This window comes from Rhodococcus tibetensis (assembly GCF_024438035.1).
Classification (GTDB): Bacteria; Actinomycetota; Actinomycetes; order Mycobacteriales; family Mycobacteriaceae; genus Rhodococcus_F; species Rhodococcus_F tibetensis.
The window spans coordinates 41,778-55,903 of record NZ_JANFQF010000026.1 but is presented as its reverse complement, the minus strand read 5'-3'; the positions used below and the strand labels follow the sequence as shown (position 1 = coordinate 55,903).

Genomic DNA, 14,126 nt, shown 5'->3' with positions numbered 1-14,126 from the left:
AGGGTTCTCTTCATGACCGATGACGCTGCGCGATGACCGACGACGATGCGCCGGTGCCTGTCGAGGTACCTGAGCGCCTCGACTTCTGGTCGTTCATCGAACTGGCCAATCGGCGTCTGAGCACCGAATACGGATCGACACACGAACTGGCTACGCAGGTTCTGCTCACGCTGAACCGGGCGTCGAATGTGGTCACCTACGATCTGGAGTCGTCAATCCATCGCCCGCGAGGACTGTCGTGGTCGTCTTTCCGGCTGATGTTCGTCACCTGGCTGGCCGGTCCAATCGATGCGAAGAGTGCTGCCGAGCTCACCGGTATGAGCCGGGCCGCGGTCTCCAATCTCACCAAATCCCTGGTCGGCGCGGGTCTGATGGAACGCACGCCCGACGAGCGGGACGGCCGATCGGTGCAGCTTTCGCTCACCGAGCGCGGTCGCCGGGAGATCGGGGAGATCTATCGGGAGCAGAACGAGCGCGAACACGCGTGGGCGAGCGTGCTCACCGAGCCGGAACAGCGAATCCTCGTCATGTTGCTCGACAAGTTGATCACCAATCGCAGTCAGTTCGACGTTCGCGGACGCAACTGACGCTCCTGTCGTCGTTATCGGTCCGTGCTTGCCAGCACGGCTTCGAAGTAGTTAATGTGTTTACTAAAGCGGCGACACATCGAGGAGGCCGTCATGGCGTTCTATCGGCAGGCGGGCAACATCCCGCCGAAGCGGCACACGCAACACCGTGACGAGAACGGTCAGCTCTACTTCGAGGAGTTGATGGGCGAAGAAGGATTCTCCTCCGACTCCTCGCTGCTGTATCACCGGCACATTCCCTCGGCGATCGTCGACGCGACGGTGTGGGAACTGCCGGACCAGGCCACCACGCCCAACCATCCGCTCTCGCCGAGACACCTGAAGTTGCACGACCTCTTCCCGGAGTCGGTGTGGGCCGACACCGATGTGGTGACCGGGCGCCGCCTGATCCTCGGCAACGGTGACGTGCGCATCTCCTACGTAGTGGCCGGCAAGGAATCGCCGCTCTACCGCAACGCCTTGGGTGACGAGATGGTGTACGTCGAATCCGGCTCGGCCACCGTCGAAACCGTCTTCGGTGCGCTCGAGGCAAAGCAGGGCGACTACGTCCTCATCCCCATGTCGACCACCCATCGATGGATCCCGACCGGTCCGGAACCGTTGCGTGCCTATGCTATCGAGGCCAACAGTCACCTCGTCCCGCCGAAGCGGTACCTGTCCCGGTTCGGGCAGCTGCTCGAGCACGCACCGTACTGTGAACGCGACCTCCACGGTCCGGGGGAAACGCTGCAGGCCGAGGGCACGGACGTCGAGGTGCTCGTCAAGCACCGCACCTCGCACGGCATCGTCGGCACCCGGATGCTGTACGCGAACCATCCCTTCGACGTGATCGGGTGGGACGGTTGCCTCTACCCGTACACGTTCAACATCTCCGACTACGAGCCCATCACCGGGCGCGTTCACCAGCCTCCGCCGGCGCATCAGGCGTTCGAGGGCAACAACTTCGTCATCTGCAACTTCGTGCCCCGTAAGGTCGACTACCACCCGTTGTCGATTCCGGTGCCGTACTACCACTCCAATGTGGACTCCGACGAAATCATGTTCTACTGCGGCGGCGACTACGAGGCCCGCAAGGGTTCCGGTATCGGGCAGGGTTCCATCTCCGTCCATCCCGGCGGTCATGCGCACGGGCCGCAGCCCGGGGCCTACGAGCGCAGCATCGGGGCCGAGTTCTTCGACGAACTGGCGGTCATGGTCGACACCTTCCGGCCCCTCGAACTCGGCGAAGGCGCGCTGGCGTGCGAGGACCGCAACTACGCCTGGACCTGGGCGGGCCGGGGGCCGGCGCAGTGACCGGCATTCCCGCACTGTTCACCGGTCTGTGCGACGACGCCGCGCTGTTCCCGCCGGGCAATGCGGCCTTGCCCGACGCCGTCCCCGCGCACGCACGGCACCGGTCGTCGCCGTACGCAGACCTGGTCGGATCGTTCGTCTTTCCGGCTTCCCGGGTGGAAGAGCTGACACCGACCGAGCTCGACGTGAGTCTTACTCTGCCGGGTGGCCTCGCCACTCTCGAGCCCGCGCTCACGCGCATTGCCGCGGTGGAGGGCGTCACGCCGGTGGCCCTCGAGATCGCGATTCCGGCGGAACAGTCCGCCGACGACTTCATGGCCGTGTTGTACGCCCTGGAGACGTTGACGGCCGGACTCGACGTGTTCGTCGAGATTCCGCGCGACGAGCGGCGCTCCGACTTTCTGGCCGCACTCGCCGGTACGTCCGTCTCCGCCAAGTTCCGCACGGGAGGCGTCGTCGCCGAGGCCTACCCGGACGAAGGTGAGCTCGCGGCCGCGATCCACACCGTGGTCGCGACCGGGGTCCGGTTCAAGGCGACGGCCGGGCTGCACCATGCGGTGCGCAACACCGACTCTCACAACGGATTCGAACAGCACGGCTTCCTCAACCTGCTGCTCGCCACGCGGCGTGCGCTCGGAGGTGGCACGGTCACCCAGCTCGCCGCCACGCTCGCCGAACGCGACGGCGCACTTCTCGCACAGGAACTCGGTGATCTCTCCGACGACGTGGTCGAGGCCGTGCGCTCCTCGTTCCGTTCCTTCGGAACGTGCAGCGTCCTCGAGCCGCTCGAAGACCTCGTCGGGCTCGCGCTCGTTCCGTCATCCGTCCTCTCCACAGAACAGGGAACCTCCGCATGACCACCCTCGACATTCCCGTCGATTCGTCGTTCGGGATCGACAACCTGCCTTACGGCGTGTTCTCCACGGCCGTCACCGGCCCGCGAATCGGTGTCCGGGTGGGCGATTCGGTGGTCGACCTCGCCGCGACGCTCGGCGACGACGTGTTCGCCCGCCCCAGCCTCAACGCCTTCATGGCGCAGGGGAGGGAGCGGTGGGTCGAGGTCCGACGCCAGATCACCGAACTGGTGCAGGGCGACGTCGACGCGGCTGCCGTGTTCGCGGTCGACGAGGTCACCTTGCATCTGCCGGTGGACGTGGCCGACTACGTCGACTTCTACGCGTCCGAGAACCATGCCACCAACCTCGGACGGCTGTTCCGGCCGGACTCCGAACCGCTGATGCCCAACTGGAAGTATCTCCCCGTCGGGTACCACGGGCGGTCGAGCACCGTCATCGTGTCGGGCACGGACGTCATCCGGCCGTGCGGACAGCGCAAGACCCCGGATCAGGACGCCCCCGACTTCGGGCCGTCTCGCCGCCTCGACATCGAGGCCGAGATGGGTTTCCTCGTCGGCGTCCCGACGAAGCTGGGGGAGACCATCACCCCGGATCAGTTCGCGGAGTATGTGTTCGGCGCGGTCGTCGTGAACGACTGGTCCGCCCGCGACATCCAGGCGTGGGAGTACGTGCCGCTCGGCCCGTTCCTCGGCAAGAGCTTCGCGACGTCCATCTCACCGTGGGTAGTGCCGCTGCCGGCGCTCGAGGCCGCTCGTATCGACACACCGACCCAGGATCCTCAGCCGCTGCCGTACCTGCGCGGCGAGGAGAAGTGGGGCCTCGACATCGATCTGTCCGTCGAGTGGAACGGCCACGTCGTGTCGAGGCCGCCCTACGCGCAGATGTACTGGTCGCCGGCGCAGATGCTCGCGCACACCACCATCAATGGCGCCGCCGCCAGTACCGGTGACCTGTTCGCGTCGGGCACCATTTCGGGGCCCGAGAAGAATCAACGCGGTGCGTTCATCGAACTCACCTGGGGTGGCAAGGAACCGGTCGAGGTCGGCGCCGAGACGCGCACCTTCCTCGAGGACGGCGACGAGATCGTCATCTCCGCCACCGCGCCCGGCCCCCACGGCAGCCGCATCGGCTTCGGCGACGTCCGCGGTCGCATTCTGCCGGCAGTACTCACAGGTGGTAGGCAGTAGGTCATGGACCAGAATTTCGTGGAGACCACTGCCCTGCCGGACACCGGCGTCGCGTTCCTCACCCTGAACCGCCCCGAACAGCGCAACCCGTTGTCGTCCGAAGCCATGCGGGATGTCACCGCAGCGCTCCGGAAGCTGGGCGACGAAGACACCACCCGCGTCGTCGTCATCAGGGCTGCAGGACCGGTCTTCTCCGCGGGCCACGACCTGAAGGAGATGATCGGCCGCACTCTCGAGGACGAGCAGGCCATCTTCGACACCTGCGTCGAGATGATGCAGGCCGTTCAGGACATTCCGCAGCCGGTTATCGCGTCCGTCCAGGGTGCGGCCGTCGCGGCGGGCTGTCAGCTCGCGGCGTCCTGCGACCTCGTCGTCGCGTCGGCGAACGCCGTGTTCGGGACACCGGGGGTGAAGATCGGACTGTTCTGCTCCACCCCGATGGTGGCCCTGAGCCGCGCGATCGGGCGGAAGCGGGCACTGCAGATGCTCCTCACCGGCGACACGATCGACGCGGAAACCGCCGCGGACTGGGGGCTGGTCAACGTGGTTGTCGCGGCTGAGAAGCTCGCGGACGAGACCAATGCCCTCGCCCGCAAGATTGCGAAGGCCAGCCCGCTCACCGTGAAGATCGGCAAGCAGGCGTTCTACCGGCAGATCGAGCTTCCTCAGGGCGAGGCCTACGCGGCGATGGCGGAGACGATGGCGGCCAACGCCGTCACGTGCGATGCGCAGGAAGGTATGCAGGCGTTCGTCGAGAAGCGGAAACCGCAGTGGCAGGGAAAGTAGGCCCGGCGCGTCTGCGTGGGCATGTTGTGCTGCGCAGCGAACGGGCGAAGGATTGAGGGTGCAGTGGCTGCGGCCGCGGGCCGTCGGTGCCCGCTGACGGTGGACCGCGACGGGTCGGTCACCGACAGATCGCTCTCACTGCGGGACGGAGGTCCCGCGGGAGGAGACATTGATGTTCATTCAGGTAATTCAGGGAAAGGTGTCGGACGAGGTCGGCCTGCGCCGGTGCATGGACCGTTGGACGGAGGAAGTACAACCGGGGGCGACGGGCTTCCTCGGATGCACCCAGGGGCTGTGCGACGACGGAACGTTCATCGCGCTCGCGCGATTCGAATCCGCCGACGCCGCCCGGCGGAACAGTGAGCGCCCCGAACAGGGCGCGTGGTGGGCAGAAACCGAACGGTGCTTCGAGGGTGAGGTGTCGTTCATGGACTGCCCGGACGTCATGGAATGGATGGGTGGTGGCTCGGACGACGCGACCTTCGTCCAGGTCATGGAGGGGCACACCACCGATGTCGCTCGCATGCGGGAACTCCTGGAGCAGACCGAACCCCAGCTTCATCAGCTGCGCCCGGAGATTCTCGGTGGAATGTTGTGCACCTACGGCGACGGCGGCTACGTCGAGGCCGTGTACTTCTCCTCCGAGTCCGAGGCCCGTTCGCACGAGACGATGGAGATTCCCGACGACCTGCGGTCGTTGTTCGAAGAAGAGAATCGGTTGATGGGGGACGTGTCGTACTACGACATGCACGAACCGATGCTGGTGTCTGCAGGGCGGTAGCGCCGAGACGACGGATGTGTGGTGTCGCGGTGTCGCTCCACCCGCATCCGCCGGGAGCGCCGAACCTCTGGCGGCATAGTTGGACGTCCTATAACCTTCGGGCATGAAGCTGGATCCGCATACCCATACCGTCGACGGAGTGCTGCGGCGCTCGGCTGCCAATTTTCCCGGCCGCACGGCGCTCCTCTTCGAGGATCGCACGTGGACGTACCGCGACCTCGACGACGCGGTGAGCCGGGCCGCCGCTTACCTGCAGTCCCTGGGGCTTCGGACGGGTGAACGCGTCGCCGCGTACGGCACCAATTCGGACGCATATGTCATCGGCTTCCTCGCCTGCGCGCGTGCAGGTCTGGTGCACGTCCCCGTCAACTACGCCCTGAAGGGTGATGAGCTCACCTACCTGGTGTCGCAGTCCGGCAGCAGTGCAGCACTCGTGGATCCGGCGCTGACGGGCACACTCGACTCCGTCCGCGACGCACTCGACCTGCGCCACGTCGTACCCCTGCGCGACGCCGAGGGCTCCCTACTCGCCCACAGCCGTTCCGGCGACGTGCCCGTCCTCGCGGAGCCGGTCGCTTCCACTGACCTGGCCCAGTTGCTGTACACGTCGGGTACGACTTCGAAGCCGAAGGGCGCCATGATGACTCATGGCGGACTCGTCTACGAGTACGTGTCTTCCGTGATCGCCCTCGCGCTGAACGCGCGCGACAATCCGCTGATCTGCATGCCGCTGTACCACTCGGCGGGCATGCACGTATTCATGATGCCGTACCTGTCCGTGGGTGCCTCGGTGAATCTAATGCAGACCGCGGACATACCGGAGATCCTGAGGCGCATCGAGGCGGATCGCATCGGCTCGCTGTTCCTGGCTCCGACGGTGTGGGTGCCGCTCGCCGGACATCCGGATCTGGAGACCCGCGATCTGTCGTCGTTGAAGAAGGCGCAGTACGGCGCGTCGATCATGCCGGTGACGGTGCTGAACCGGCTGCGCGAACGCTACCCCGACCTCGGCTTCTACAACTGTTTCGGGCAGTCGGAGATCGGCCCGCTGGCCACGGTGCTGCAACCGGAGGAGCACGAGGATCGGCCGTCGTCGTGCGGCAAGGCGGTGTTCTTCGTCGAGACTCGGGTGGTGGATCCGGACGGCAACGACGTTCCGGACGGCACGCCGGGTGAGGTGCTCTACCGTTCACCCCAGCTGTGCTTGGGGTACTGGGACAACCCCGACGCCACCGCAGAAGCATTCCGTGACGGCTGGTTCCACTCGGGTGACCTGGTCACGCGCGACGCGGACGGTTTCATCACCGTGGTCGACCGCATCAAGGACGTCATCAATACCGGTGGCATTCTCGTGGCCTCGCGGGAAGTAGAAGACGCCGTCTACACCCACCCGGACGTGGCGGAGGTCGCGGTGATCGGAACTCCGGACGAGAAGTGGATCGAGGCGATCACCGCGGTGGTGGTGCTGCGGGAGGATGCAGCCGGAGTGACACCGGACGGGTTGATCGCCCACGTCAAGGAGCGCATCGCGCCGTTCAAGGTGCCCAAGCAGGTGGTGTTCGTGGAAGAGTTGCCCCGCAACCAGAGCGGGAAGCTGCTCAAACGCGAACTGCGGGCAACGCTCTGACTATTTTCTGGTCGACGCCCGTTCGATGAGCTCGACCGGAAGTTGCACCGACTCCACCTGGTGGCCGGCGATCAGTGACAGCAGGTGGCGCACGCCCGTCGCGCCGATGAGACGGGCCGGCGACCGGACGGTCGTCAGCGGTACCGGCAGCTGGGCGACCACCGGAATGTCGTTGTACCCGACGAGCGCGAGGTCTTCGGGGATCCGCAGTCCGAGGTCCCGGGCGACGCCGAGTACGCCGATCGCGATGGTGTCGCTGACGGTGAAGATCGCGTCGGGACGCGAATCCGACTCGAGGAGAACGGTGGCGGCCGCGACACCACCCGACACGTCGAAGTCGGAGCGGACGATGCGATCCGGGCCGAGTTCGATGCCGTCTTCGGCCAGCGCGTCGCGGAACCCGGCGACCCGGCCTCGGGAAGTGCTGGCGTGTTCCGGCCCGGCGATGACGGCGATCTCGGTGAACCCGCGATCGAGGAGGTGCCTGCCGGCGAGGTATCCGCCCCGGTGGTCGTCACCGGAGACGAACGGCAACCCGACGTCAGCGTGCCGGTTGACCTGCAGCATCGGCAGCGAACCCACCGACAGCGATTCGACGAACTCCCGCCCCGGGCTGTGCAGGCTGCTGAGGAGAAGCCCGTCCACCTGCCTGCTGACGAGGAATTCGATGGCTTTGCGCTGGGCATCGAGGTCGTCCGGAGGACTCGACAACAGAACCGAATACCCCGCGGCCGTGGCTGTTTCCTCGATGCCCTGAAACATGGTCGCGACCACGCCGTCGGTGAGTCGCGGCATGACGACACCGAGGGTGGTGGTCTTGCGGGTCCGCAGGCTCGCGGCCCACAAGTTGGGCTGGTAACCGAGTTCGACGGCCACCTCCCGCACCCGCAGTGCGGCCTCCGACCAGCCGTCCGCAGGTTCGGGCTGCCGGAGCACGCGGGACGCCGTCGACACATGGACACCGGCGCGTTCTGCGATCTCGCGCAGGGTAGGCGGACGCCCGGAAGTGCGTGTCGGGCGGTCCGGCAGGTTCACGGGCAATCCTCGCGCTCGGGGACGGGGGCCGGTGGTGTCGTGGTTGACGGCCGCCGGAACGCGCCTTAGTCTACGTGACGAAATCGTTCGTGCAATCGTTCTCGCGAACGTTTGCACATCAGCCCCACCGGCCCCGTGGAGGAACCATGTCCGACCCGCAGTCCCTGTCCCAGCTGTTCGCCCTCGACGCGCTGCTCGACACCGAGGAGATCGCGATCCGCGACACCGTGCGCCGCTTCGCCGACGAGCGCATCCGTCCCCACATCGGGGAGTGGTTCGAGGCGGCGGCACTGCCGGTGCGTGAGCTGGCAGAAGGACTCGGTGAGCTCGGCGTGCTGGGTATGCACCTCGAGGGGTACGGCTGCGCCGGTATGAGCGCCACCGCCTACGGCCTCGCCTGCCTCGAACTCGAGGCCGTCGACTCCGGAATCCGCAGCCTGGTGTCGGTGCAGGGCTCGCTGGCCATGTTCGCGATCCACCACTACGGCAGCGAGGACCAGAAGCAGGAATGGCTGCCCCGCATGGCCGCCGGGAAGGCGATCGGGTGTTTCGGTCTGACCGAGCCCGATTTCGGTTCCAACCCTGCCGGTATGCGCACCACTGCCAAGCGGGACGGTGACGACTGGATCCTCAACGGTACGAAGATGTGGATCACCAACGGGTCCGTCGCGGACGTTGCGGTGGTGTGGGCACGCACCGAGGACGGCATCCGCGGATTCGTGGTGCCCACCGACACCCCCGGCTTCTCGGCACCGGAGATCAAGCACAAGATGTCGCTACGGGCATCCGTCACCTCGGAGCTGGTGCTCGAGGACGTCCGGCTGCCCGAATCCGCGATGCTGCCGGAGGCGAAGGGACTGTCGGGCCCGCTCGGCTGCCTCAACGAGGCCCGGTTCGGCATCGTCTTCGGCGCGATGGGCGCCGCCCGCGACTGCCTCGAGACCGCCATCTCCTACGCGCAGGACCGCCAGGTTTTCGACAAGGCGCTCGCCGCCTATCAGATCACGCAGGTGAAGATCGCGGACATGGCGCTCGAGGTCGGCAAGGGCCACCTGCTCGCCTACCATCTCGGACGCCTCAAGGACCGCGGCGAGGTCCGGCCGGAGCAGGTGAGCACCGGCAAGCTGAACAACGTCCGCGAGGCCATCGCTATCGCCCGAGAGTGCCGAACCATCCTCGGCGCCAACGGAATCACGTTGGAGTACCCCGTCATCCGGCACGCCAACAACCTCGAGTCCGTGCTCACCTACGAGGGCACTTCCGAGGTGCACCAGCTCACCATCGGCAAGGCTCTGACGGGCGAGGCAGCGTTCCGGTGAGAAGTGCATCGCTGGACGGCCTGCTGATCGCCGATTTCGGCCGGGTGCTCGCCGGGCCGTACGCCACGATGCTGCTCGCCGATCTCGGTGCCGAGGTCGTCAAGATCGAGCGCGCCGGGGTCGGGGACGACACCCGGCAGTGGGGGCCGCCGTGGGTGGGCGAAGAGTCGACCTACTTCCAATCGGTGAACCGCAACAAGCGGTCCTTCGCGTGGGACCTGCGAAACCCCGCGGACCTGCAACAGGCGCGGAAGCTGGCGGCCCGGGCGGATGTGGTGGTGGAGAACTTCCTGCCCGGCACCATGGACCGGCTCGGGCTCGGCTACGACGCCGTGCAGGAGATCAATCCCGACGTCGTCTACTGCTCGGTGACGGGATTCGGTGGGCACAACAACCTGCCCGGGTACGACCTGCTCGTCCAGGCCGTCGGCGGGTTGATGAGCATTACCGGTCCCGAACCCGGCGTCCCGACCAAGGTCGGGGTGGCCGTCGTCGACGTCATCACCGGACTGCACGCCGCGGTCGGGATCCTGGCGGCGCTGCGCCACCGCGATCGCACCGGGGAGGGACAGCGCGTCGAGGTGAACCTGCTGTCCTCACTGCTGTCCGCGCTCGCGAACCAGACGTCGGGGTATGTGGGCGCCGGTGTCGTTCCGCGGGCCATGGGCAACCGGCATCCCAGCATCGCGCCCTACGAGGTCTTCGAGACCGGCGACCGCCCGCTGGTGTTGGCGGTGGGCAACAACCGTCAGTTCGCTTCTCTCGTCGCGGTTCTCGGTGTGCCCGAACTCGCCGACGACGAGCAGTATGCGACTAATACGCAACGCGTGGCGCACCGGGAGCAACTCGTAAAAGACCTCACGGCGGCATTGTCATCGAACTCCGCCGACGTCTGGTTCGAGAAACTGACAGCGGAGGGTGTTCCGTGCGGGCCGCTCAACGACATCGCCGACGCCGTCGCGCTGGCCGAGCGACTCGGTCTGAATCCGGTGGTCGAGATCGACGACCCGCGCCGGGACGCACCCGTCCGGCAGGTGGCGAACCCGATCCGGCTCAGCGTCACCCCGGCGAGGTACCGCAGCGCGCCCCCGCTACTCGGTGAAGACACCCCAGCACAGGGGTCTTCCCTAAGGGAATGTTAGGAACCTCCGTGCACCCTTTCGATTGCCTGTGACCTGACCCACTGTGGTGGGAACGGAGAGATTCAGGACATCGGAAGGAGTCCCACGTGAGCACCACGCATACTGGTGAGCGCCGAGTCATCGGCAACGTCTTGAAAGGTTCGGTCGGCAATCTGATCGAGTGGTACGACTGGTACGCCTACGCGGCGTTCAGTGTGTACTTCGCGAAAGAGTTTTTCCCCGAGGGCGATACCACCGCGCAGTTGCTTTCCACAGCAGCCGTTTTCGCGGTCGGGTTCCTCATGCGGCCGATCGGTGGCTGGATCATGGGTCGGTACGCCGATCGGCACGGACGCCGATCGGCGCTCACCTTGTCGGTGACCGTGATGGCGGCGGGCTCGCTCGTCATCGCGCTCACGCCGTCCTACGCGAGCGTCGGACTCGTGGCTCCGGTGCTCCTCGTGCTCGCCCGCATGCTGCAGGACTGTCGGTCGGTGGCGAATACGCCACCAGCGCCACTTACCTCGCCGAGGTCGCCTCACCGGGTCGGCGCGGGTTCTACTCGAGCTTCCAGTACGTCACGCTCGTCGCCGGACAGCTGATTGCGCTCGGGGTGCAAATCGTCCTGCAACTGGTGTTGCCTGCGGAAGCCATGCAGTCGTGGGGCTGGCGGATCCCGTTCGTCATCGGTGCGGCCGGTGCCGTCGCGGTGATGTGGTTGCGGCGGACGATGGACGAGTCGGAGGCGTTCACCGAGGAGGTCGAGGCCAAACGTCACGAAGATGCGCCGGAGGGTCAGGCGAAGGAGGGGTTCACTGCGGATGCTGCTGCAGTACCCCCGGGAGTGCCTGCTGGTGTGCGCCCTCACGCTCGGTGGCTGCGTGGCGTTCTACACGTACACCACCTACATGCAGAAGTTCATGATCAACACGTCCGGCATCTCCAAGGACACGGTGGCGTGGATCAACTTCGCTGCCCTGCTGGTCTTCATCGTGCTGCAGCCGCTCGGTGGAGCCCTGTCCGACCGCATCGGCCGCCGCAAGCTGCTCATCTTCTTCGGGGTCGGTGGAACGGTGCTGACGGTCCCGCTCATGACGGTGCTGGGGAACACGTCCAATCCGCTGGTTGCATTCGGGCTGATGATGCTGGGCCTCACCGTGGTTACCGGGTACACGTCGGTGAACGCCATCGTGAAGACCGAGTTGTTCCCGACGAAGGTCCGCGCGCTCGGAGTCGGACTGCCGTACGCCCTCACGCTGGCGATCTTCGGAGGCACGGTCGAGACCGTCGCCCTCGCCCTGAAACAGGCCGGCCACGAATCGCTCTTCTTCTACTATGTGACCGGATGCATCGCGATCTCGCTCGTCGTCTACTTCTTCATGCGGGAGACGTCGGAAGGCTCGCCGCTCGACCGGACGACCGGCCGGGCCGGCACCCCGGACGACGACGTCGAACTGGTCGACTCGCGGAGCTGATCGAAGGGAACGGACAGTGCAGATCGCGGTGGTCGAGGACGACGACGGAGTCGGCGACGCACTCGTGGAGGCGCTGGCCACCCACGGCCACGAGGCGGTGCGCATGCGACGCGGCTCCGATCTCCTTCTCGGCCACCGGGGTATGGACGCGGTGATCCTCGACCTCGGTCTCCCCGACGCGGACGGCCTGCAGGTGCTCCGGCAACTGCGGGCCGTCAGCGACGTCCCGGTCGTCATCCTCACCGCCCGCGACGACGAGCGTTCGGTGGTTCGGGGACTGCGCGGCGGTGCGATCGACAACCTCGCGGCGCCGCCGACTTCACCGCCATCGGCAAGGTGTACGAGAACTACATGCAACTCGCGGTGCGCGCCGATTCCGGGATCGGGGACACTTCCCAACTTGCCGGAGCGCGAATAAGTCTGGGTGCACGAGGCTCCGGCGCCGAACTCACCGCGGAGCGGATTCTCGAGGTGCTGGGCCTGGGCGATCCCGGCGACGTCACACGTCTGCACCTGTCGATGACGAACGCAGGCCACGCTCTTCGCGACGGCAGCGTCGATGCCGTCCTGTGGGCGGGCGGAGTGCCCACACCGTCGTTTGCGAACCTGGGTATCCCGTTACGACTCCTCGATCTGTCCGCAGAACTGCCGTAGCTGCGACAGCGGTTCGGCCCACGCTACGAATCCGTACTCATTCCACCGGGTACGTACGGACATCAGACACCGGTCGCGACGATCGGTGTGGTCAACCTCCTTCTCGCCGGCCCTGCGGTGACCGACAGTGCTGCGGGCGCACTCGTGGAAGTACTGATCGATCATGCCGCGGAACTGGTGCCCGAACAGGCGACGGGAAGCCAGTTCCTCGATCGGCAGTCGTTGATCGGCACCGAAGGCGCCCGACTACAGCCCGAGGTCCTTCGCGATGATCGTCTTCATGACCTCGCTGGTGCCGCCGTAGATGCGGGACACCCGGGTGTCGGCGTAGAGACGCGCGATGGGGTACTCGAGGACGTATCCGTAACCACCGTGCAGTTGTAGGCATTTGTCGATTACTCGGCCCGCAGCCTCCGTGCAGAAGAGTTTGACCTTCGCCGCGTCGGGCACCGACAGTTCGCCTGCGTCGTGGAGTTCGAGTGCGCGGTCGGCCATCAGCTGGATCGCTTCGACCTCGGTGGCGCACTCGGCGAGTACGAATTTCGTGTTCTGGAATGCCGCCACCGGTTTTCCGAAGACGTTGCGTTCTTTGACGTACGCGATGGCGTGCTTCAGCGCCGCCGCGGCCGTCGCCGATCCGCCGAGTGCGATGGTCAGCCGCTCTTGTGCCAGATTGTGGGTGAGGTAGCTGAAACCGGCGCCCTCGTCACCGAGCCGATCCTCGACCGGAACCTTGACGTCAGTGAACGACAACTCGGCGGTGTCGGACGCCTTGAGGCCGATCTTCTCGATCTTCCGGCCCACCGAGAAACCCTCGGCCGTGGTGTCGACGACGAGAATCGTCAGTCCCGCCCGGCGGTTCTCCTCCGTGCTGGGAGCGGTGCGGCAGACCACGAGGATGCGGTCGGCGAGCGCGCCGCCCGTGATGAACGTCTTGGCGCCGTTCAGAACGTAGTGGCCGCCGTCCTCGGACAGCTTGGCCGATGTCGCGATGTTCGCGAGGTCGGAACCGGTACCGGGTTCGGTCATGGCGATGGCGAACATGATGTCGCCGGAGGCGAATCCCGGGAGCCAGCGCTGCTTCTGCTCATCGTTCGCGTACTCGAGCAGGTACGGCAGGATCAGGTTGGTGTGTACGGAGAAACTGCCGAACGTGACCCCCGCGGCCGCGGTCTCCTCGCCGACCACCGCGGAGAACTTGAAACTCTTCTCACCGCCGCCGCCGAACTCCTCCGGCACCTGAATACCCAGGACACCGAGTTCACCTAGCCGACGGTAGAAGTCGCGTGGCGGATGTCCCTGCACCTCCCAATCATGGTGCACCGGTGCCACTTCCTTGGCGATGAAGTCGCGGATCGTCTTCCGGAACGCTTCGTGATCTTCGTTGAACACCGTACGCTGCAC

The 14,126-nt window shown here is 66.1% G+C and carries 12 protein-coding genes and 2 pseudogenes; 12 read left to right on the top strand and 2 right to left on the bottom strand.

Annotation, left to right across the window (positions count from 1 at the left end):
• The first annotated feature begins 32 nt into the window (after positions 1-32).
• From NOF53_RS24095 to NOF53_RS24065, 7 genes are all read left to right on the top strand, one after another.
• Positions 33-587: a MarR family winged helix-turn-helix transcriptional regulator gene (locus NOF53_RS24095; protein WP_255973552.1), complete on the top strand. Its 555-nt coding sequence runs from the start codon at positions 33-35 to the stop codon at positions 585-587.
• Between the two features lie 93 nt (positions 588-680).
• Positions 681-1,880 (top strand): homogentisate 1,2-dioxygenase, encoded by a 1,200-nt coding sequence (locus tag NOF53_RS24090; protein WP_255973549.1) that lies wholly within the window; start codon positions 681-683, stop codon positions 1,878-1,880.
• Entirely contained in the window at positions 1,847-2,737 is an 891-nt protein-coding gene (locus tag NOF53_RS24085) for a hypothetical protein (protein ID WP_305087270.1), read from the top strand. The genes NOF53_RS24090 and NOF53_RS24085 overlap by 34 nt, the downstream gene beginning before the upstream one ends.
• Positions 2,734-3,924, top strand: a complete 1,191-nt coding sequence (fahA, locus tag NOF53_RS24080; protein ID WP_255973546.1) for a fumarylacetoacetase — start codon at positions 2,734-2,736, stop codon at positions 3,922-3,924. The genes NOF53_RS24085 and fahA overlap by 4 nt, the downstream gene beginning before the upstream one ends.
• Before the next feature lie 3 nt (positions 3,925-3,927).
• Entirely contained in the window at positions 3,928-4,710 is a 783-nt protein-coding gene (locus NOF53_RS24075; protein WP_255973543.1) for an enoyl-CoA hydratase, read from the top strand.
• A 172-nt stretch (positions 4,711-4,882) separates the two neighbouring features.
• On the top strand, positions 4,883-5,491 hold the full coding sequence (locus NOF53_RS24070; protein WP_255973541.1) for a hypothetical protein: 609 nt from the start codon (positions 4,883-4,885) through the stop codon (positions 5,489-5,491).
• A gap of 103 nt (positions 5,492-5,594) precedes the next feature.
• On the top strand, positions 5,595-7,118 hold the full coding sequence (locus NOF53_RS24065) for an acyl-CoA synthetase (protein WP_255973539.1): 1,524 nt from the start codon (positions 5,595-5,597) through the stop codon (positions 7,116-7,118).
• Here NOF53_RS24065 and NOF53_RS24060 read toward each other — a convergent pair whose 3' ends face one another.
• Complete coding sequence (locus tag NOF53_RS24060; protein ID WP_255973537.1) at positions 7,119-8,153, bottom strand: LacI family DNA-binding transcriptional regulator; 1,035 nt, start codon at positions 8,151-8,153, stop codon at positions 7,119-7,121. It abuts the gene before it with no gap.
• Positions 8,154-8,299: 146 nt separating this feature from the next.
• Here NOF53_RS24060 and NOF53_RS24055 point away from each other — a divergent pair, with 146 nt between their 5' ends.
• From NOF53_RS24055 to NOF53_RS24035, 5 genes and pseudogenes are all read left to right on the top strand, one after another.
• Positions 8,300-9,472 carry an acyl-CoA dehydrogenase family protein gene (locus NOF53_RS24055; RefSeq protein WP_255973535.1) on the top strand — a complete coding sequence of 391 codons (1,173 nt, stop codon included), beginning with the start codon at positions 8,300-8,302 and terminating at the stop codon, positions 9,470-9,472.
• A complete protein-coding gene (locus NOF53_RS24050; RefSeq protein ID WP_255973533.1) occupies positions 9,469-10,614 on the top strand; it encodes a CaiB/BaiF CoA transferase family protein in 1,146 nt (381 codons plus the stop codon). Before NOF53_RS24055 ends, NOF53_RS24050 begins: the two co-directional genes overlap by 4 nt.
• 86 nt (positions 10,615-10,700) lie before the next feature.
• Positions 10,701-12,068 (top strand): annotated as a pseudogene (locus tag NOF53_RS24045) (MFS transporter).
• 16 nt (positions 12,069-12,084) lie between these two features.
• Positions 12,085-12,381, top strand: a pseudogene (locus NOF53_RS24040) (response regulator); the annotation flags it as partial.
• A gap of 23 nt (positions 12,382-12,404) precedes the next feature.
• Positions 12,405-12,722 carry a TAXI family TRAP transporter solute-binding subunit gene (locus tag NOF53_RS24035; RefSeq protein WP_255973530.1) on the top strand — a complete coding sequence of 106 codons (318 nt, stop codon included), beginning with the start codon at positions 12,405-12,407 and terminating at the stop codon, positions 12,720-12,722.
• A gap of 246 nt (positions 12,723-12,968) precedes the next feature.
• On the opposite strand, the gene NOF53_RS24030 is transcribed toward NOF53_RS24035, so the two are convergent.
• Positions 12,969-14,126, bottom strand: coding sequence for an acyl-CoA dehydrogenase family protein (locus tag NOF53_RS24030; RefSeq protein ID WP_255973528.1), 1,158 nt, complete (start codon positions 14,124-14,126; stop codon positions 12,969-12,971).

Bases quoted from the DNA above. Each gene is read 5' to 3' on its own strand.
- NOF53_RS24095 (WP_255973552.1), top strand. From the start codon at position 33: ATGACCGACGACGATGCGCCGGTGCCTGTCGAGGTACCTGAGCGCCTC.
- NOF53_RS24090 (WP_255973549.1), top strand. From the start codon at position 681: ATGGCGTTCTATCGGCAGGCGGGCAACATCCCGCCGAAGCGGCACACG.
- fahA (WP_255973546.1), top strand. From the start codon at position 2,734: ATGACCACCCTCGACATTCCCGTCGATTCGTCGTTCGGGATCGACAAC.
- NOF53_RS24075 (WP_255973543.1), top strand. From the start codon at position 3,928: ATGGACCAGAATTTCGTGGAGACCACTGCCCTGCCGGACACCGGCGTC.
- NOF53_RS24070 (WP_255973541.1), top strand. From the start codon at position 4,883: ATGTTCATTCAGGTAATTCAGGGAAAGGTGTCGGACGAGGTCGGCCTG.
- NOF53_RS24065 (WP_255973539.1), top strand. From the start codon at position 5,595: ATGAAGCTGGATCCGCATACCCATACCGTCGACGGAGTGCTGCGGCGC.
- NOF53_RS24055 (WP_255973535.1), top strand. From the start codon at position 8,300: ATGTCCGACCCGCAGTCCCTGTCCCAGCTGTTCGCCCTCGACGCGCTG.